This is a genomic window from Streptomyces sp. NPDC026522 (assembly GCF_055567555.1).
Window position 1 is genome coordinate 351,702 of record NZ_JBVHQF010000002.1, and the last position, 16,685, is coordinate 368,386.

Annotated in this window: 20 protein-coding genes; 19 read left to right on the top strand and 1 reads right to left on the bottom strand. The window is 71.3% G+C overall.

The window, feature by feature from the left end:
- The first annotated feature begins 144 nt into the window (after window positions 1-144).
- The 19 genes from ACZ4M3_RS06180 (at window position 145) to ACZ4M3_RS06270 (ending at window position 16,100) form a co-directional block, all read left to right on the top strand.
- Window positions 145-1,056, top strand: coding sequence for a hypothetical protein (locus tag ACZ4M3_RS06180; RefSeq protein WP_467730445.1), 912 nt, complete (start codon window positions 145-147; stop codon window positions 1,054-1,056).
- 40 nt (window positions 1,057-1,096) lie between these two features.
- Complete coding sequence (gene cpaB, locus ACZ4M3_RS06185; protein ID WP_467730446.1) at window positions 1,097-1,798, top strand: Flp pilus assembly protein CpaB; 702 nt, start codon at window positions 1,097-1,099, stop codon at window positions 1,796-1,798.
- 7 nt (window positions 1,799-1,805) lie between these two features.
- Entirely contained in the window at window positions 1,806-3,068 is a 1,263-nt protein-coding gene (locus ACZ4M3_RS06190; RefSeq protein ID WP_467730447.1) for an AAA family ATPase, read from the top strand.
- Between the two features lie 4 nt (window positions 3,069-3,072).
- Window positions 3,073-3,456: a TadE/TadG family type IV pilus assembly protein gene (locus ACZ4M3_RS06195; protein WP_467730448.1), complete on the top strand. Its 384-nt coding sequence runs from the start codon at window positions 3,073-3,075 to the stop codon at window positions 3,454-3,456.
- A 1-nt stretch (window position 3,457) separates the two neighbouring features.
- Window positions 3,458-3,826 (top strand): TadE/TadG family type IV pilus assembly protein, encoded by a 369-nt coding sequence (locus tag ACZ4M3_RS06200; protein ID WP_467730814.1) that lies wholly within the window; start codon window positions 3,458-3,460, stop codon window positions 3,824-3,826.
- Between the two features lie 2 nt (window positions 3,827-3,828).
- On the top strand, window positions 3,829-5,256 hold the full coding sequence (locus ACZ4M3_RS06205; protein WP_467730449.1) for a CpaF family protein: 1,428 nt from the start codon (window positions 3,829-3,831) through the stop codon (window positions 5,254-5,256).
- A complete protein-coding gene (locus ACZ4M3_RS06210) occupies window positions 5,253-6,191 on the top strand; it encodes a type II secretion system F family protein (RefSeq protein ID WP_467730450.1) in 939 nt (312 codons plus the stop codon). The genes ACZ4M3_RS06205 and ACZ4M3_RS06210 overlap by 4 nt, the downstream gene beginning before the upstream one ends.
- Window positions 6,192-6,204: 13 nt before the next feature.
- Complete coding sequence (locus tag ACZ4M3_RS06215; RefSeq protein ID WP_467730815.1) at window positions 6,205-7,095, top strand: DUF5936 domain-containing protein; 891 nt, start codon at window positions 6,205-6,207, stop codon at window positions 7,093-7,095.
- Window positions 7,096-7,098: 3 nt separating this feature from the next.
- Window positions 7,099-8,310 (top strand): sensor histidine kinase, encoded by a 1,212-nt coding sequence (locus ACZ4M3_RS06220; protein ID WP_467730451.1) that lies wholly within the window; start codon window positions 7,099-7,101, stop codon window positions 8,308-8,310.
- Window positions 8,310-8,996 (top strand): response regulator, encoded by a 687-nt coding sequence (locus ACZ4M3_RS06225; protein ID WP_467730452.1) that lies wholly within the window; start codon window positions 8,310-8,312, stop codon window positions 8,994-8,996. The genes ACZ4M3_RS06220 and ACZ4M3_RS06225 overlap by 1 nt, the downstream gene beginning before the upstream one ends.
- Window positions 8,997-9,106: 110 nt before the next feature.
- Window positions 9,107-9,307 (top strand): hypothetical protein, encoded by a 201-nt coding sequence (locus ACZ4M3_RS06230; RefSeq protein WP_467730453.1) that lies wholly within the window; start codon window positions 9,107-9,109, stop codon window positions 9,305-9,307.
- Window positions 9,304-9,930: a pilus assembly protein TadG-related protein gene (locus ACZ4M3_RS06235; protein WP_467730454.1), complete on the top strand. Its 627-nt coding sequence runs from the start codon at window positions 9,304-9,306 to the stop codon at window positions 9,928-9,930. Before ACZ4M3_RS06230 ends, ACZ4M3_RS06235 begins: the two co-directional genes overlap by 4 nt.
- Window positions 9,931-10,002: 72 nt before the next feature.
- Complete coding sequence (locus ACZ4M3_RS06240) at window positions 10,003-10,539, top strand: hypothetical protein (RefSeq protein WP_467730816.1); 537 nt, start codon at window positions 10,003-10,005, stop codon at window positions 10,537-10,539.
- 4 nt (window positions 10,540-10,543) lie between these two features.
- Window positions 10,544-11,182 (top strand): OmpA family protein, encoded by a 639-nt coding sequence (locus tag ACZ4M3_RS06245; protein WP_467730455.1) that lies wholly within the window; start codon window positions 10,544-10,546, stop codon window positions 11,180-11,182.
- Window positions 11,183-11,833: 651 nt separating this feature from the next.
- Window positions 11,834-12,133: a hypothetical protein gene (locus tag ACZ4M3_RS06250; RefSeq protein ID WP_467730456.1), complete on the top strand. Its 300-nt coding sequence runs from the start codon at window positions 11,834-11,836 to the stop codon at window positions 12,131-12,133.
- Between the two features lie 10 nt (window positions 12,134-12,143).
- On the top strand, window positions 12,144-13,976 hold the full coding sequence (locus ACZ4M3_RS06255) for an alpha/beta hydrolase (RefSeq protein ID WP_467730457.1): 1,833 nt from the start codon (window positions 12,144-12,146) through the stop codon (window positions 13,974-13,976).
- 95 nt (window positions 13,977-14,071) lie between these two features.
- Complete coding sequence (locus tag ACZ4M3_RS06260) at window positions 14,072-14,881, top strand: hypothetical protein (RefSeq protein ID WP_467730458.1); 810 nt, start codon at window positions 14,072-14,074, stop codon at window positions 14,879-14,881.
- Window positions 14,882-14,917: 36 nt separating this feature from the next.
- Window positions 14,918-15,127 (top strand): DUF1348 family protein, encoded by a 210-nt coding sequence (locus ACZ4M3_RS06265; RefSeq protein ID WP_467730459.1) that lies wholly within the window; start codon window positions 14,918-14,920, stop codon window positions 15,125-15,127.
- A gap of 145 nt (window positions 15,128-15,272) precedes the next feature.
- The gene (locus ACZ4M3_RS06270; RefSeq protein ID WP_467730460.1) at window positions 15,273-16,100 is read left to right on the top strand and encodes an alpha/beta fold hydrolase; all 828 of its coding nucleotides are present in this window, start codon (window positions 15,273-15,275) and stop codon (window positions 16,098-16,100) included.
- On the opposite strand, the gene ACZ4M3_RS06275 is transcribed toward ACZ4M3_RS06270, so the two are convergent.
- On the bottom strand, window positions 16,072-16,653 hold the full coding sequence (locus ACZ4M3_RS06275; protein WP_467730461.1) for a TetR/AcrR family transcriptional regulator: 582 nt from the start codon (window positions 16,651-16,653) through the stop codon (window positions 16,072-16,074). The two genes, ACZ4M3_RS06270 and ACZ4M3_RS06275, sit on opposite strands and share 29 nt — an antisense overlap.
- Window positions 16,654-16,685 lie beyond the last annotated feature (32 nt).

Here is a 16,685-nt window from a genome sequence, read left to right on the forward strand (position 1 = left end):
CCCACCGAGGACGACGCGGATATGGTGCTGAGGCAGGGGGGAAGTGCGCTGCTCGCGAGCGGTCGCGCTGTCCGTCCGCGGAGGTGGAAGCCGCGTGACGGACCGGCGAAGACCGCGGTGTACGGGGTGAACAGGGGGATTCGCGTGCCGACCGCCATTGCTGTCACCAGCGCCGATCTGGTGCTGCCCGCCCCCGACCGGCACACCCCCGGCGCCGCCGTGCTGCGGCCGCCCGGGCAGCTCGACCTCGAAGGCGCGCTCGCCGAGACCACCGCCCTGCTGGAGGCCCACGGCCACCTCGTGGTCGTCGTACCGGCCTGGCTGCCGGCCGCCGCGGTCCGGCGGCTGCACACCGTACGGGCCATCCTGGAGACCGACCGGATAGCGCTGGTCGAAGTCGGCCTGCCGCCGCTGGGGGCCGCCCTGCTGGTGCGCCAGCTGCGCCAGCTCAGCGTCTGCGAGTTCAGCCCCGGGGTCATCGCCTCGGCCGCCCGGCTGCTGTCCCACTACATCTACTCGGGCGCCCTGCTGGGCAGCGTCGCCAAGCTGGACCGGGTGCCGGTCGGGCTCAAGGCGCACGCCCGCTCCTGGTCACCGGGCGCCCAGTTCGCCGTACTCGCCCACCCGACGCCCCACCTGGCCAGGCTGTCGCCCGGGGCCTCCTCCGGCGCGCACGCGGGCGGCGCCGCCGTACTGCCGCCCGGCCCCGGCTTCGCCACGCACCTCACCTTCGCCCGCGGCCAGCTCGCCTCCGACTGGGTGGCGGCCGAACTGGCGCCGGCCTGGCAGGTCGGCGGCGTCATGGAGAACCCGCTGCCCGCCGACTCGGCCGCCTGGTGGGCCACCCCCAAACTCGTCGAGTTCGCCGCGGCCATCCCGGACCCGTCCGTGCTCTACCAGCTCGTCGCCTCGGTCCGCCGCGAGGAGTGCCGCTGGTGCGGCATGGAGCTCATCGGCGACCGCTGCGGCTTCTGCTCGGCCCCGCTGACCGCGCCGCCACCGGCGCCGCCGCCCGCCGCCGGGCAGCGTGCCGCACCGCCCGGAACCCGACTCTGACCGGCCCGAACGAACGAAGAACGGCGAGGTAGTACGGCCCATGAACTCACGCCAGCGACGCGGCGTCATCTTGCTGCTCCTGTCGGTCCTGTGCGCGCTCGCGGCGTTCGCCGGGGTCCTCGTGGTGATCGGCGACGTCAACTCCAAGGTCGGGTCCGAGGTCGTCGCGTACCGCGTCAAGGGGGACATCGCCCCCTACACCGCCCTCGGGCCGGGCCAGTTCGAGGAGGTCAAGGTCCCGAAGCGGTGGCTGTCCGAGACCGCCGTGACCGACCTCGGCGCACTGCGGGGCAAGATCGCCCTCACCACGCTCAAGAAGGGCTCCCTCCTCCAGGAGGACATGTTCGTCGACAAGCCCCAGCTCCAGCCGGGCGAGCAGGAGATCGCGATCATGATCGACGCCGCGACCGGGGTGGCAGGGAAGATCACCTCCGGCGCCAAGGTCAACATCATCGCCACCTTCAAGGGCGCCAAGGACACCGATCCGTCCCGCTCGGTGATCATCGTCGCCAACGCCCGCGTCCTGAACGTCGGCAAGCTCACCCCGCTCGACAAGGACAGCGACAAGAAGGGCCCCGCCGAGGCGGTCCCGATCACCTTCGCCCTGAGCACCAAGGACACCCAGCGCGTCGCGTACGCCGAGTCGTTCGCGGAGCACGTACGGCTGGCCCTGGTGGCCCCCGGCACCGAGTCGGCCCCCGCCCCGGGCGACCGCACGTACACCCTCGACGGGGACAAGTGAGGCCCGGATGACCACCCGAATCCTCCCCGCGGCCGGTGACCCGGACGCCGCCCGCCTGATCGCCACCCTGCTGGACCGGCTCCCGGCCGCGGAACCGGCCGGGCCCGTCCCCGACTCCACCACCCTGCTGGACACCCTGGCGCGGCTCGCCGCCGAGTCCGTCGACGAACTGCCCGAGGTCGTCCTCGTCCACGAGCGGATCGGCCCGCTGCCCGCCCTGGAACTCATCCGCGAGGTCGCCCTCCGCTTCCCGGCGGTGGGCGTGGTCCTGCTGTCGTCGGACGCCGGACCCGCGCTGTTCTCCGCCGCCATGGACTCCGGCGCGCGCGGCCTGATCGGACTCCCGCTCTCCTACGAGGAACTCGCCGCCCGGGTCCAGGCCGCCGCCCAGTGGTCCGCGGGCGTACGCCGCCACCTGGGCCGCGGCCCGGAGACCCCGGCGGGCCCCGGCGGCCGGGTGGTGACCGTCGCCGGGGCCAAGGGCGGCGTCGGGACCACCTTCACGGCGGTGCAGTTCGCCCTGGCCGCGGCCGCCTCGGGGCGCCGGACGGCACTGGTGGACCTGGACCTCCAGGCCGGGGACGTGGGCTCGTACCTCGACGTGCAGTTCCGCCGCTCCATCGCCGACCTCGCCGGGATCCAGGACATCTCCCCCCGGGTCCTCCAGGACGCCGTGTACGACGACCGCACCGGGCTGGCGCTGCTGCTGGCCCCGGCCGACGGCGAGCGGGGCGAGGAGGTCGACGAACGCGCCGCCCGGCTGGTCATCGCCGCCCTGCGGGCCCGCTACGAGCTGGTCGTCATCGACTGCGGGACCCAGGTCACCGGGGCCAACGCGGCCGCCGTGGAACTGGCCGAGGCGGCGGTCCTGGTCACCACCCCCGACGTGGTCGCGGTGCGGGCCGCCAAGCGCCTGGTCCGGATGTGGGAGCGGCTCCAGGTCCGCAAGGCCGAGGACACCGTGATGGTCGTCAACCGCTGGAGCCGGCACACCGAGATCCAGCCCGCCCTGATCGAGAAGATCACCCGGACCCGGGTCGCCCGCACCACCGTCCCGGCCGCCTTCAAGGAACTCCAGGCGGTGGTGGACGCGGGCCGGGTGCAGGACCTCGACAACCGCTCGACGGTCAAGCAGGCCCTGTGGAAGCTGGCCGGGGAACTCGGGCTGCTGACCGCCCCCGCCACCGCCGCCGAGCCCGCCTCCGCCGAACTGGCCGTACGGGCCGCAGCCGGACCACTGGCCCGGCTGCGCCGGGGTCGGGAGGGGTGACGGCGTGCCCGCGCGGAGCCGGGGCGGCGCCCCGGGGGACCGGGGCCAGGTGGCCGTCGAGTTCGTCGGCATGGTGCCGCTGATCCTGCTGCTCGTCGCGGCGGTGTGGGAGTGCGTCCTGATCGGGTACGCGTTCTCCCTGGCGGGCAACGCGGCGGACGAGGCGGCGCGGGCCGGGGCGGTGCACGGCGCCGCCGCGTGCGACACGGCGGCGCACCGGCACGTCGGGGACGCCTGGACCATGTCGGTGTCCTGCGGGAACGCGGGGGACATCTACAAGGCGACCGTCAGTCTCAACGTCCCCGTGCTGTTCCCCGGGCTCGACATCGGCGTACCCATCACGGGCGAAGGCGGCTCGTCACAGGAGCAGGAGAGGGCGGGTGAGTGAGATGAGCGGGACCCGGCGCGGTGACCTGGACCGGGGCCAAGTGGCCCTGGAGTACATCGGCTTCATCCCCATCCTGCTCTTCGTCGCGCTCTGCGGCATCCAGCTCGGCTGGGCCGGGTACGTCCACCAGCAGGCGCAGACGGCCGCGCGCACGGCGGCCCGGGTGGAGGCCCGCAAACCCGGGGCGGGGGAGGCGGCGGGCCACGCGGCCATCCGCTCCGGACTCGCGGCCGACATCACGGTGGCCTCGGGCGCCGACGCCGTCACCGCCAACGTCTCCATCCCGGTCAAGTCCATCATCCCCGGGCTCTCGCTCGACCCCGCCACCGCCAGCGCCGTCATGCCCAACGACGACCCGAAGGGACCCTGACGATGAGCCTGCGTTCCCGGGTCAACACCCCTGACGAGCGCCACAACCCGCGCGAGGACGGCCGGCTGGTCTCCTCCTACCGCGCGAAGCTGCTGGAGGAGATCGACCTCGCCGAGATGTCCGCGCTCGCGCCCGCCGAGCGCCGGGCCCGGCTGGAGCGCGTACTCGGCCACATCATCAGCCGCGAGGGCCCCGTCCTCTCCACCGTCGAACGCGCCCAGCTGATCCGCCGCGTCGTGGACGAAGCGCTCGGCCTCGGCGTCCTCGAACCGCTCCTCGAAGACCCGTCGATCTCCGAGATCATGGTCAACGGGCCGGACCAGATCTTCGTCGAGCGCGCCGGACGCGTCGAACGGCTGCCGCTGCGCTTCGCCTCGCACGAGCAGCTCATGCAGACCATCGAGCGCATCGTCTCCACCGTCAACCGCCGCGTGGACGAGGCCAACCCGATGGTGGACGCCCGGCTGCCCAGCGGGGAGCGCGTCAACGTCATCATCCCGCCGCTCTCCCTCACCGGCGCCACCCTCACCATCCGCCGCTTCCCGCGGGCGTTCACCCTGCACGAGATGATCGGCCTCGGTTCGCTGGACGAGCAGATGCTGCTGCTCCTGTCGGGCCTGGTGCAGGCCAAGATGAACGTGATCGTCTCCGGCGCCACCGGCACCGGCAAGACCACCCTCCTCAACGCCCTCTCCGGCCTGATCCCCGAGGGCGAGCGGATCATCACCATCGAGGACTCGGCCGAACTCCAGCTCCAGCAGGCGCACGTCATCCGGCTCGAATCCCGCCCCGCGAACGTCGAGGGCAGCGGCCGGATCACCATCCGCGACCTCGTACGCAACTCCCTGCGCATGCGCCCCGACCGCATCATCGTCGGCGAGGTCCGCGGCGGCGAGACCCTCGACATGCTCCAGGCGATGTCGACCGGCCACGACGGCTCCCTGGCCACCGTCCACGCCAACAGCTCCGAGGACGCCCTGATGCGCCTGCAGACCCTGGCGTCGATGTCCGAGGTGGAGATCCCGTTCGAGGCGCTCCAGGACCAGATCAACAGCGCGGTGAACGTCGTCGTACAGCTCACCCGGTTCGGCGACGGCTCGCGCCGCATCACCGAGATCTCCATCCTCGACTCGCACGGCCGCGAACCCTTCCGGATCATCACCGTCTGCCGGTTCGTGGCCCGGCCGATGGGCGCGGACGCCCGTGTGCACGGCCACTTCGAGTACTACCCGCTGCCGCGCACGATCGCCGACCGGCTCTACATGAACAACCAGCCGGTACCGCAGGCCTTCGGCGTCGCCCTGTCCGACGACCAGCTCGCCGCCCGGACCACCGGGGGACCCGGGTTCCCCGGAGCCCCCGGAGCCCCTTGGGCGACCGGTTCCCCCGGCGGCCCCGGGGCCCCCTGGACCACTCGGAACGTCCTGTGAACCCACTGATCCTCCTCACCCTCGGCGCGACGCTGCTCGCCTGCCTGCTCGTGGTCCTCGGCGTGCACGCGTACGCCACGGGCCGCGCCCAGCGCGCCGCCCTCATCGAACGCCTCTCCGCGAGCGGCGCCCCGGAGCCCCTGGGCCGCCGGCGCCGCTTCCGCGGGGTCGACCGCCGGCTGCGCCGCACCCGGCTGGGCCGCCGGATCGAGGTGAAGCTGGCGACCACCGGCCTGGACCTCACCCCGGGCGAGTTCTTCGTCTACATGCTGATGTCCGTCGCCGGGGTCTGGCTCGTCTCGGCGTCCCTGCTGGCCCCCTTCTTCGGCCCGGTGGCGGGCCTGATCGGGCTGTGGGCCGGCAACGCCTTCCTCAACTGGCAGCGCACGCGCCGCACGGAGCGCTTCATCAACCAGCTCCCCGAGCTGGCCCGCATCCTGGCCAACGCCACCCAGGCCGGCCTGGCGCTGCGTACGGCCATCGGCATGGCGGCGGAGGAACTGGAGGCCCCGGCGGGCGAGGAACTCGGCCGCGTCGCCGACCGCCTCGCCGTCGGCCACTCCATCGAGGAGTCCTTGGGCGAGCTGACCGAACGCCTGCCCTCGCGCGAACTCGTCGTCCTCGTCTCCACCCTGGTCCTGTCCGCCCGCGCGGGCGGCGCGCTCGTGGGCAGCCTGCGCAACCTCACCGTGACGCTGGAACAGCGCAAGGAGACGCGCAGGGAGATCCGTACGCAGCTCTCGCAGGTGACGGTGACGGCGTACCTGGTGCCCGCCATCGGACTCGGCTCGCTGCTGCTCGTGGACACGATGATGCCCGGCGCCCTGGACCGCATGACCGGCGCCTTCATCGGGCAGACGGCCGTCATCATCGCGCTCGGCCTCTTCACCCTGGGGTTCATCCTCATCCGCCGGCTGTCGAAGATCGACGTGTGAGGGGGACCGCGTGATCACACTCCTGCTCGCCGCGGCCCTCGGGCTGTCGGTCTTCGGCGCGCTGTACGGGGTCCGCCTCTACCGCGCCGACGTCAAACTGCCCAGCGACCTCGCCCTCGCCCTGGAGGTCGGCGCCACCCGCACCACGGCCGTCGGCTCGCTCGTCGACCGCCTCGGCATCCGCTGGGCCCCGCTCGTGCTGCGCGTGATGGGCCAGGACCGGGTGGCCCGCAAACGCCGCCAGATCGACATGGCGGGCAACCCCGCCGGTCTGACCATCGACCGGTACGCGGCCCGGCGCGCGGTCTACGGGTTCCTCGGCGCGCTGGGCGCGGTCGCGATGCTGCTCAACGGGCAGTTGGTGGCCGCCCTGCTCATGGTGGCCTTCGGCCTGTTCTGGATCGAGGCCGGCCTCTGGTCGGCGATCCGGGTGCGCCGGGACCACATCGAGCGGACCCTGCCGGACTTCCTCGACGTGCTGGCGGTCGTCGTCAGCGCCGGGCTCGGCTTCCGGCAGGCGCTGGAGCGGGTCGCGGGCAAGTACGAGGGCCCCTGGTCGGACGAGATCCGGATCACGCTGCAGCAGATGGACATGGGCGTCAGCCGCCGCCAGGCCTTCGACGAGCTGCGCCGGCGCAACGACTCCGAGCAGGTGGCGCAGTTCGTCACCGCGCTCCAGCAGGGCGAGGAGCTGGGCTCCCCGATCGTGGAGACGCTGATCGCCATTGCCGAGGACATGCGCCGCACGGACGCGCAGAACGCCCGCCGCCGGGCCGCCCGGGCCGTCCCCAAAGCCACCTTCACGGTCACCATGTTCATGCTGCCGGGCACCCTGATCCTGCTCGTCTGCGGATTCGTCTACGGGGCGGACATCGACTTCTCCGCCCTGTTCGGGAGCGGGTGAGCCATGGCCGCCACCCTGCCGTTCCCCGCGGCCGCGCCCCGGGAGCCGGTTCGCTCGGAGGCACTGCCGTCCCTCACCCTCCGGGTGAACGCCCTCCGGGCCCTGTGCCGACAGGTCTTCGCCCTCCGGATGGTGCTGATCACCCTCGGCGCGCCGTTCGCCCTCGGCCGTACCGCGCCCGGCGCCCCCGGGTACCTGGTGGGCGGGGCGGTCCTGCTCACGTTCATGCTGTCGTACGTCCTGTTCCGCGACTGGGGGCGGTTCGGCCCGCTGCTGCTGCGCCACCGCTGGCTGCTCGCGGTGGACATGGCGTGCAGCGCGCTGCTCCTGATCACCGCCACGCCCGACTCCCCGCTCGGTCCGGTCGCGCTGTGCACGCCGCTGCTGGCCGGGCTGGTCTACGGGTGGCGCGGCTCGGCGCTCTACGCGGCCCTCCAGGCGGCCCTGGTGGTCGCGGCCGCGGGCGGCCCGATCCTGGCGGGGCTGTGCCTGCTCGCGGGAGCCGCGGGCGCCTCACTGCGCGACCTGCTCTTCCGGTTCGGGGCGGCGAGCCGGGCCCTGACGGAGACCCGGGCGCGGCTGGCGGTGGCCGAGGCGGTACGGGCCGAACGGGAGCGGCTGGCCCGCGAGATGCACGACTCGGTGTCGAAGACCCTGCACGGCCTGGCCCTGTCCGCCGAGGCACTCTCCCGGACCGGCACCGACCCGGAGGCGACCCGCCGCCAGGCACGGGCGGTGGCCGAGGCGGCCCGCCGGGCGGCGGCCGAGTCCCGGGCCCTGCTCACGGACCTGCGCCGGGACCTGGACACTTCGGGGGTCTCGCTGCCGGCGGAGCTGCGGGCGCTGACGGACACCGAACCGCGCGTCGCACTCCGTACGACAGGGGTGTTGCCCCTGCTCCCCTCGGCGGTCGCGACACACCTCCTGGCGGTGGTCTCGGAAGCCCTGGAAAATGCCCGTCGGCACGCGTCGGCGGCGTCGGTCGAGGTCGAGGCCGCCGGCTCCGGGCCCCAGTTGGTGCTCACGGTGGAGGACGACGGTTGCGGCCTGCCGCCGGGCGGCCTCGACGTGACGGCCCTCGCGGAATCGGGCCACTTCGGCGTGCTCGGCATGCGGGAGCGCGCGGCGGCGATCGGCGCCGGCCTCGACATCGGCCCGCGCCCGTCCGGCCCGGGCACCCGGGTCCGCCTCGAACTCCCCCTCGGGAGCCCGTGATGCCCCCACTGCGGATCCTGATCGCCGACGACAACCCGGTCGTCCGCGCGGGCCTGGCCGCCCTGCTGGCGACCGCCGGGGACCTGGAGGTCACCGCCCAGGCGGCGGACGGCCGCGAGGCGTTGAACCTGACCCGCCTGCACCGGCCCGACGTCATCCTGCTCGACGTCCGCATGCCGGGCGTCGACGGCATCTCCGCCCTGCCGCACCTGGTCCGGCTGGCGCCGGTGCTGATGCTGACGTACAGCACGGAGGCGGAGGTGGTCCGCGAGGCCCTGCTCCTGGGCGCGGGCGGCTACCTGGTCCACGGCGAATTCACCCCGGACCACCTGATCCGGGCCGTCCACGACACCCACGCGGGCCGCGCCCACTTCACCCCGACGGCGGCCGATGCCCTTCTCGCGGAGCTCCGCGCCTCTTCGCAAACGCAACCGGCTGTGGCACAGTCTTCTCAGCGACTGGTCAACCACGTCGCCTACGGCCTGAGTTCGCGGGAGGAGGAGGTCATGGACCTGATCGCGTCCGGGATGAACAACCAGCAGATCGCGGCGGCCTGCTTCATCAGCGAGAAGACGGTCAAGAACCACATCAACCGCATCTTCGCGAAGCTTCGGACCACCACCCGCAGCGAGGCGATAGCCCACTGGCTGGGCACGGCCCGTCCAGGAGTGACCGGCCATGGGTAGACGTACTGCGCAATGGGTCCGTAATTGGGCCCCGGGACCCTTGGTCACCACCCGTGACTCCCCGTACATTCCGCCCATCACCAGCGCCACCCGACCGGGAGGGACCCCCCATGCCACACCACACCCTGGCAAGGCTGCGGAAGCGCTACGGGAACAAGACCACGACCGACCGCGGCCAGACGGCCTTCGAGTACCTGGGGATCATCCTGGTGGTCGTGGTCATCATCGGCGCCATCATCGGCACGGGTATCGGCCAGGCCATCACCACCAAGATCACGGCCGCCGTTGCGAGCATCACGGCAGGGAAGTGACGCGGCGCCGGTTCGGCGGTGACCGAGGTCAGGCGTTCCCTCTCTATGCGGTAGTCGTGGTGGGTGTGCTCTTCGCCGTTCTGGCGTACTTCACCATCAGCAAGGCGGGCATCGTGCGGAGCAGTGCGCAGGGAGCCGCCGACGCCGCCGCCCTCGCAGCGGCGCGGGACGCCCGGGACCATCTCGTACCCGGCGTGGATCTGGCCACGCTTTCACCCGAGGACTGGGAACAGGTCCTGCAAGGCAATCGTTTTGACGGCGGGTCGGGCCCGTGCGGGGCGGCGACGGACTTCGCCGCGAGGAACGATGCGACAGTGTCGTGCAGCCGCTCGGGCCTCCGGTTCACAGCCCGCACCAAGACGAACGGGACGCTGGGGGATTCGGTCGTCCCTGGGGTGAGTGGGACGCAAGGCATGGCCGTCGCCACGGCGGAGATAGTCCCCCGCTGCCGGATCAAGTCGGCAGAGCCGGACGGGGGTGGCGGCTCGGCGCCCACGCCCCCGCCACCCGGCCGGCTCGAGTTCGGGTGCGACAAGGGCGCCGTGGTCGTCTATGACCCAGCCCGACCGGGCTCGTGGCGCTCATTGGCCGCGGCCTTGTTCGACCTACGCCTGATCGCCTGACGACCGAGAGACAAGGAAGCTGTGTACATGAGTGTTCGGCGCTCGACCCATCGGAAGGCGGCTGTGGGCATGGTGGCGGCCTTGGCCCTGGCCCTGACGGGGTGCGGCGGCGACGGCAAGTCCGATAAGCCTGCCGGACCGGCCGCTGTCAAGCCGCCGGGCAACGCAGGGGCGTCCCCGTCCGGCGCGGCGAAGACCGAGGCCCCTCCGGCGAGCCAGATCCTCGCCACGGTGAACGGTGAGGGAGGCATGGTGCTCACGATCAGCAAGGCGGGCCGGGACGCCGGTGGATTCCTGACGATCGAAGGTCAGCTGAAGAACACGGGTGGCACCCCGTACGTGAACACCGCCCCCTGGCGTGGGAACGAACTCAACGCCAGCGGCGTATCCGTTGCAGGCGTGACGCTGGTCGACAAGGCCGGCAAGAAGCGGTATTACGTGCTGCGAGACACGGACGGCCGGTGCCTGTGCACTACGGGGCTGAACATCATCGACGCCGGCCAGACGGTCCCCTTCTTCGCCCAGTTCCCCGCACCCCCCGCCGCCACCACCGAAGTGGACTTCAGTCTGCCCACCTTCGCCACGGCCACCGTCAAAATCTCCGGGTGACCCCATGAGCCAACGCCACCGCGTCTCCGCCGCAACCGCCGTCGTCGGCCTCGTCATCGCCGGCGCCCACATCCTCGGCGCGACCACCGCCTACGCCGACGACGTCAAGCCGTCCGTGCCGCCCGGGACCGAGCCTTCCGCCGCCGCGCCCGTCGCCATCGACTCCAACGCGCCCGGGCTCAAGATCCCGCAGGGCGGGACCCTGGCCCCCGTCAAGGTGCTCGACATCGCCGAAGTCGTCGAAGACCTCGGAGGCGAGCAGCGGCGGCAGGAGACCAATCAGACCGTCATGATGGCCCTCCAGGCCGAGGTGCTGTTCCCCGAGGACAGCGCCGTCTTCAACGCCCAGGCGGCCGCCCGGATCCAGGCCATCGCGCAGGAGATCAACCAGCAGAAGGCCACCCGCGTCCGCGTCTTCGGGTTCACCGACGACCAGGGCAGCTACGAGCACGGCAAGGAACTGTCCAAGCAGCGCGCCGACGCCGTGCAGGCCGAGCTCGCCAAGACTGTGACCAGCCCCGGGGTCATCTTCGACGTGCGCGGGTACAGCGAGGACTACCCGATCGCCGACAACGGCACCGAAGAGGGCCGCAAGAAGAACCGCCGGGTCGAGGTCACCTTCCCGCGCAGCTCCGGCGGCTGAAGCAGGTAGTCCGCCTTGCTGGCCCAGATGCCACGGATCAAGGTCACGAGCGATGACGTGGATGAGATCACGGTCATTGGTGGAGTGGGCGGGTGCTGGTCCATCCAGTGCGTGTGCGCGTCGTACTTGACCAGCCGGGCCCCGCGCGCGTGCACTCCGGGCCGAAGGCTGAGCCGAGCTGAAGGGTGTCCGACTGTGGCACGGGCCGTGCGCGTAGCCCGACGGCGCGGCCTGCCCCCGGGGCTCCCGGCCGGGGGACGGGCGGTCTGCGGGTCTTCCGTGAGCCAGCACTGAGGGTCCTTGAAGTCGTCCAGTACGTCCGGCGGCGCGCGCCACTCCCGCCTTGAATCTCGGCCCCCGCCGGCGTCGCGTGCACCGTTCTCAACCGCGCGCCGCCCACCCTCCTTTGTCCGTTCGGCCGCCCAGCGGTGGCCCGGCCTGCACGACCGCCAAATGAGCATCCGTACTCATGTCCCGTTGTTCGATCCACCGTACGGTGTGCGGTGTCCGTGTGGCGCGTGACGTGTGACGTGTGATCTGGGGGGACGCATGGGGCTCAGTCCCGAGTGGGAGAAGTTGTTCGGCTCTTCACCTCGAATGACATTGGCTTCGGCAGCCGCTCCGGGTGACGGAGGCGGGAAGGACCTCGATGTGAGTGAGGGCCCGTGGACGAGCGCCTCGGGCGTGTCCTCGGAGCTGACCATCTCTGCCAACACCGCCCTGACCCGGCTGGACAGCGCGCACGAGGGCGTCATCCCGACCCTCGAAGGCTTTTTGCTGCCCGCGATCCTCGGGGAGGTTCGCACGTCGTGGAAGGGCCGGCTTGAGGACGTCCGGAACGAGTGCACGCGGCTGGAGGGGTCGCTGAAGTCGGTGGGCAAGGAGTTCGGCGAGGTCAACCACCGGGTCAAGAGCGGGTTCGACAGCCTTCACCCCGACAAGGGTCGGTGAGCGCCCCGTGATGACCTGGCAGCACTTGAAGGATCTCAAGCCAAGCGAGTACGAGGAGGCGGCGGACGGCTGGGGTGATGTCAGCAGCCGTGCCTACGCGGCCAAGGAGCGCGTCGAGAACGAGATGCTCGCGAAGCTGCGCGACACCCAACAGGCGCAGACCGCGGACGCCGCCCTGGGCGACCTCACCCGGCTGGCCCGCAACTTCCAGTACATCCACGCCGAATGCGGCCTCATCCGCACAGCCCTGAACGGCTTCGCCGCTGAGGTGGCCGCCCCGCAGAGCCAGCTTAAGGCCGCACTCGAAGACGCCGAGAACCTCGGCTTCACCATCCACCAGGACGGCTCGGTCTCCTACCCGGTCGGTACCCCGCCCACTCCGTACCTGAAGCCTCCCGAGGGGGGCACGGCCACACCGCGCACCGGGGTCGCCCTGCTTCCGGGGGCGGCCGACGGCCTGGTGATCAACCCGAACAAGGGCAAGGCCGAGGGGATCGCGGAACGCATCGCGTCGGCCTGCCGCGCGGCGGCCGAGATCGACTCCCGCTATCGCACCGCTCTCTCGGAGCTCAAGGCCGAGCGCGGCCTGCGGGTCGACGACGCCGTCTGGGCGGACGCGGCGCGGGACCTCCAGCACGCGCGCGACGCCGCCGGCAAGTACTTCAAGGATTCGGACATACCGCACGGCAAGTCCCCCGCGGAGAACGCCGCCTGGTGGAACCACCTCAGCCAGGAGCAGCGGGACGAGTACGTCTCGCTCTACCCCTCCAGCGTCGGCGCCCTGGACGGCATACCGTCGGAGATCCGCGACACCGCGAACCGCGTCGTCCTGGCCGAAACGCACGGCACGACCCAGGCCGAGCTGGACGCCTGGCGCGGAAAGGAGCCGCCCCGGTACGAGAAGTACATCAGCCCGATCACCGGCCGCGAGGTCAAGGGCGCGCAGATCGAGTCCAAGGCGTGGAAGGAGTGGGACGAGAAGCGCAAGGCCATGGAGGGCCGGCTGAACGGGATGCAGAAGATCCAGGACCGCCTCACCGGGTCCGAGACCGACCACCGCCCGGAGGGCTATCTCCTGGGCTTCGACAACAGCAAGCTCGGCAAGGCCATCGTCTCCATCGGCAACCCGGACACCGCCGACAACGTGGTGACGTACGTGCCGGGAACCGGGGCGAACCTCTCGGGCATCGGTGGAGACCTGATCCGGGCCGAGGACCTCCAGAAGGCTGCGACGCGCACCGGCAATGGGCAGCAAACTGCTTCGATTGTCTGGCTCGGCTACGACGCCCCTCAGGACATCCTCACGGACGCGACGAGCGACAGCTACGCCAACGCCGCGAAGGAGCCGCTGAGCCGGTTCCTCACCGGGGTTGACACCGCCCATACCGGCGGACCGGTGAACTCCACGGTCCTCGGCCACAGTTACGGGACGCTGGTCGCAGGCAAGGCGCTGGCCGGGCACCCCGACCTGCCCGTGGACAACGTCATCTTCGTGGGCAGCCCGGGCGTGGGCGTGGAGCACGCGAAGGATCTGGGCGTTGCGTCGGATCACGTGTGGTCGGCCACGGCCGAAAACGATCTCATCAACCTCGCCCCGTCACCCAACGCCGTCGCCAGCGGGCTGCTCGGACCTCTATGGCTGCCGGGCGCCGCCGAGTTGCTGGACGACCACTCCGTCCTCTATGGAACGGACCCCACCACGGACGACTTCGGCGGACGGACGTTCGAGGTGGCGCCGGGCAAGGCGCCCGGCTCGGACGGCCCCATGCCTGCCCACTCGCAGTATTGGGAGGGCAAGTCCCTTGACCACATGGCAGGCATAGTGACAGGACAGGGAAAGTGATCTTGCTCAGAAGGATGTCGGCCGCGATGGCGGGGCTCGGGCTGGCCTTGTCGCTGTCCGCGTGTGGGGTTGTGGGAGGGCAGGAGAAGGTGACCATGGACGAGAAGCAGGCAGTCAGTCGGGCGGAGGAATTGGTCCAGCAGGCTTTGGGCGCCATGTCGCCGAAGCCCAACCTGAAGCGGGACGGTCGCTACGGCGCCGACGCATGCCTGGCGGACTCCGGCGCCAGCGATAGGCGGCAGGTGCAGATCAGCTACCGTTTCGAAGGGGTTCCGGGTTCCGCCGGGCGACAGCTCGTGCGCCAGGCCAGGGACGCGTGGGTGGCCTTGGGCTACAAGTTCCAGAGCGCGGAGTCCGACGGGGACTGGTCGGACCCTGCCACGAGTGTGCACATGCGCACCGAGCCGGACGACTACTGGATGACACTCGGCAACAGCGTGACGGACAAGACCACTGGTGACGGTGTCGCTTACATCACCGTCACCTCGCCGTGCTACTACCCGACCGCCACGCAGAGCGCCTCCCCGTCCGCGCAGTCCCTGACCGCCGACGATGCCTCACAGCAGCGTGTTCTGGCCTACTCAAGCCGGATCTACGAGGCCCTGCGCGTCCCTCACGACGCTGCAAGCGGTGAGGGTCTGCGTACGGTCGAGAACGAAGGGGCCACCTACCTGCACCACGCCTGGGCAACGGAACCCCTCGCCGGGGATCGGGCAGACCGGGCCATCAGGCGGGCGCGGGCGTACCTCGACGACTCCGGCTGGCGTACGCGTACCGTACCCGGTGGCCTGGTAGCAATGCACTTGTCCGATGAAACCGTTGCCCAGCTCGCCGCCGGCCCAGACGGCCGCCTGCGCGTCGGTGTCACCGGTCCTGCGGTCCGGCTTCTCCGGGCCGATGCCTGACCGGCCTGTCGGCCCCCTGCCGGCCCACTCGCAGGAGTGATCGTTCCTTCCTGCTCCTCGAAAGGCGACTTCCTTCTTCTGCCCCTCCTGGTCGACAAGTGGGCCCGCGAACTCGACTACCGCCCCCGCAAGGAACTCTGGGCGTACACCGGCAACCGCACCTCCGTCCGCTTCGACTACGAGTGGCCCGACACCACCGGCCAGTGGTGGCGCAGCCACGGCAACGAGCAGTGGGTTGTCCGCTGACGACGGCCTGATGCGTCGGCGCGAGGCCGGCGTCAACGACGTCCGCATCTCCGCCGAGGAGCGCCGCCTGGGCTAACCGGCACGTGTGAGGGGACATCACCTGAGGTATGTGTCCCCGCGGACCTACCGGAGGAGGAGGCTCGGCATGCCACAGGCTCGCGTGAACGGGGTGGAACTCTTCTACGAGGTCACGGGCGAGGGCGAGCCCCTCGTACTGGTCCACGGATCCTGGGTCGACCACCACAGCTGGGACGCGGTCGCCCCGCGCCTCGCCGAGTCGTACCGGGTCGTGGTCTACGATCGCCGCGGCCACAGCCGCAGCGAGCGCCCGCCGGGCCAGGGGACCCGCAGGCAGGACGAGGACGACCTCGCCGCGCTCATCGAGGCCCTGGACCTCGGCCCGGCCCACGTCGCGGGCAACTCCTTCGGTGGCTCCATCGCCCTCGGCCTCGCCACCCGCCGCCCCGAACTGTTCCGCACTCTCGCGGCCCACGAGCCCCCGCTGCTGGGCCTCGTCGAGGGCGATCAGGAAGCGGAGGCCGCCCGCCTGCGCCTGGACGCCGTCTTCGCGGACATCCGCGGCGGTGACCACGAGGCCGCGGCCCGGAGCTTCGTGGAAGAGGTGGTCTCCGGGCCGGGGGAGTGGGGCAGGGTGCCGGAGCCGGTCCGCGAGACGTTCGTCGCCAACGCCCCCACCTTCCTGGACGAGCAGTCCGATCCGTCCTGGGCCATGATCGACCTCCCCCGCCTCGCGGCCACCTACACCGGCCCCGCGCTGCTGACCACGGGGGGCGAGGGCATGCCCTGGTTCGCCGTGATCGTCGCCAAGCTCGCCAAAGCGCTGCGCCAGGCGCAGGTCGCCACCCTGGAGGGTGCCGGACACGTCCCGCAGCGCACGCACCCGGACGCGTACGTGGAGACCCTCACCGGGTTCCTGCGGGCGGCTACTGCTGGTGGTGGTGCGCCTGGGTGATGAGGTCCGTGGCGACTTCCAGGGCCGCCTTACGGGTCTCCTCGGGGTCGCCCTCCACGTGCTGGAGGAACATCATCCCGGCATGCAGGGTGAACAGCGCGCTGATGCAGCGCACTTGGTCGGCAAGCGGGGCGTCCTCGGCCCGGAGCAGCTCCACCAGGGCGAAGAGCCGCTTCTTCATCGTGTCGCCGATGCTGAGCTCCCGCACCGTCGCCTGGTTCTCCTGCATGAACCGGTACAGCGAGACCCCGGACGCCATAGCCTCGCTGTAGCGGCGCAGCACTTCGCGCTTGGTCTCCAGCGTGCGCGGCTCGCCCTCGGCCCAGCCGATCAGGTCGTCGATGGGCTGGGTCAGGTCCTGGAAGACGCTGATGATGATGTCTTCCTTGGTCTTGAAGTGGTAGTACAGCGCCGCCTTCGTGACCTCCAGCCGCTCCGCGATCTCGCGCAGCGACGTCTTCTCGTACCCCTGCTCGGCGAAGAGCTCCAGCGCGACGTCCTGGATGCGCTGACGCGTGTTCCCACGCCGCTGGTGCGGACTGCTGCTGGACATGACTCTCCCCAAAGAACTTACTTGACGCCCGG

Excerpts from the sequence above, each read along its gene's own strand:
- ACZ4M3_RS06275 (WP_467730461.1), bottom strand. The coding sequence starts at position 16,653 with ATGTCCAGCAGCAGTCCGCACCAGCGGCGTGGGAACACGCGTCAGCGC.
- ACZ4M3_RS06230 (WP_467730453.1), top strand. The coding sequence starts at position 9,107 with ATGCCACACCACACCCTGGCAAGGCTGCGGAAGCGCTACGGGAACAAG.
- ACZ4M3_RS06200 (WP_467730814.1), top strand. The coding sequence starts at position 3,458 with ATGAGCGGGACCCGGCGCGGTGACCTGGACCGGGGCCAAGTGGCCCTG.
- ACZ4M3_RS06225 (WP_467730452.1), top strand. The coding sequence starts at position 8,310 with ATGCCCCCACTGCGGATCCTGATCGCCGACGACAACCCGGTCGTCCGC.
- ACZ4M3_RS06270 (WP_467730460.1), top strand. The coding sequence starts at position 15,273 with ATGCCACAGGCTCGCGTGAACGGGGTGGAACTCTTCTACGAGGTCACG.
- cpaB (WP_467730446.1), top strand. The coding sequence starts at position 1,097 with ATGAACTCACGCCAGCGACGCGGCGTCATCTTGCTGCTCCTGTCGGTC.
- ACZ4M3_RS06205 (WP_467730449.1), top strand. The coding sequence starts at position 3,829 with ATGAGCCTGCGTTCCCGGGTCAACACCCCTGACGAGCGCCACAACCCG.
- ACZ4M3_RS06220 (WP_467730451.1), top strand. The coding sequence starts at position 7,099 with ATGGCCGCCACCCTGCCGTTCCCCGCGGCCGCGCCCCGGGAGCCGGTT.
- ACZ4M3_RS06260 (WP_467730458.1), top strand. The coding sequence starts at position 14,072 with ATGGACGAGAAGCAGGCAGTCAGTCGGGCGGAGGAATTGGTCCAGCAG.
- ACZ4M3_RS06255 (WP_467730457.1), top strand. The coding sequence starts at position 12,144 with ATGACCTGGCAGCACTTGAAGGATCTCAAGCCAAGCGAGTACGAGGAG.
- ACZ4M3_RS06245 (WP_467730455.1), top strand. The coding sequence starts at position 10,544 with ATGAGCCAACGCCACCGCGTCTCCGCCGCAACCGCCGTCGTCGGCCTC.
- ACZ4M3_RS06190 (WP_467730447.1), top strand. The coding sequence starts at position 1,806 with ATGACCACCCGAATCCTCCCCGCGGCCGGTGACCCGGACGCCGCCCGC.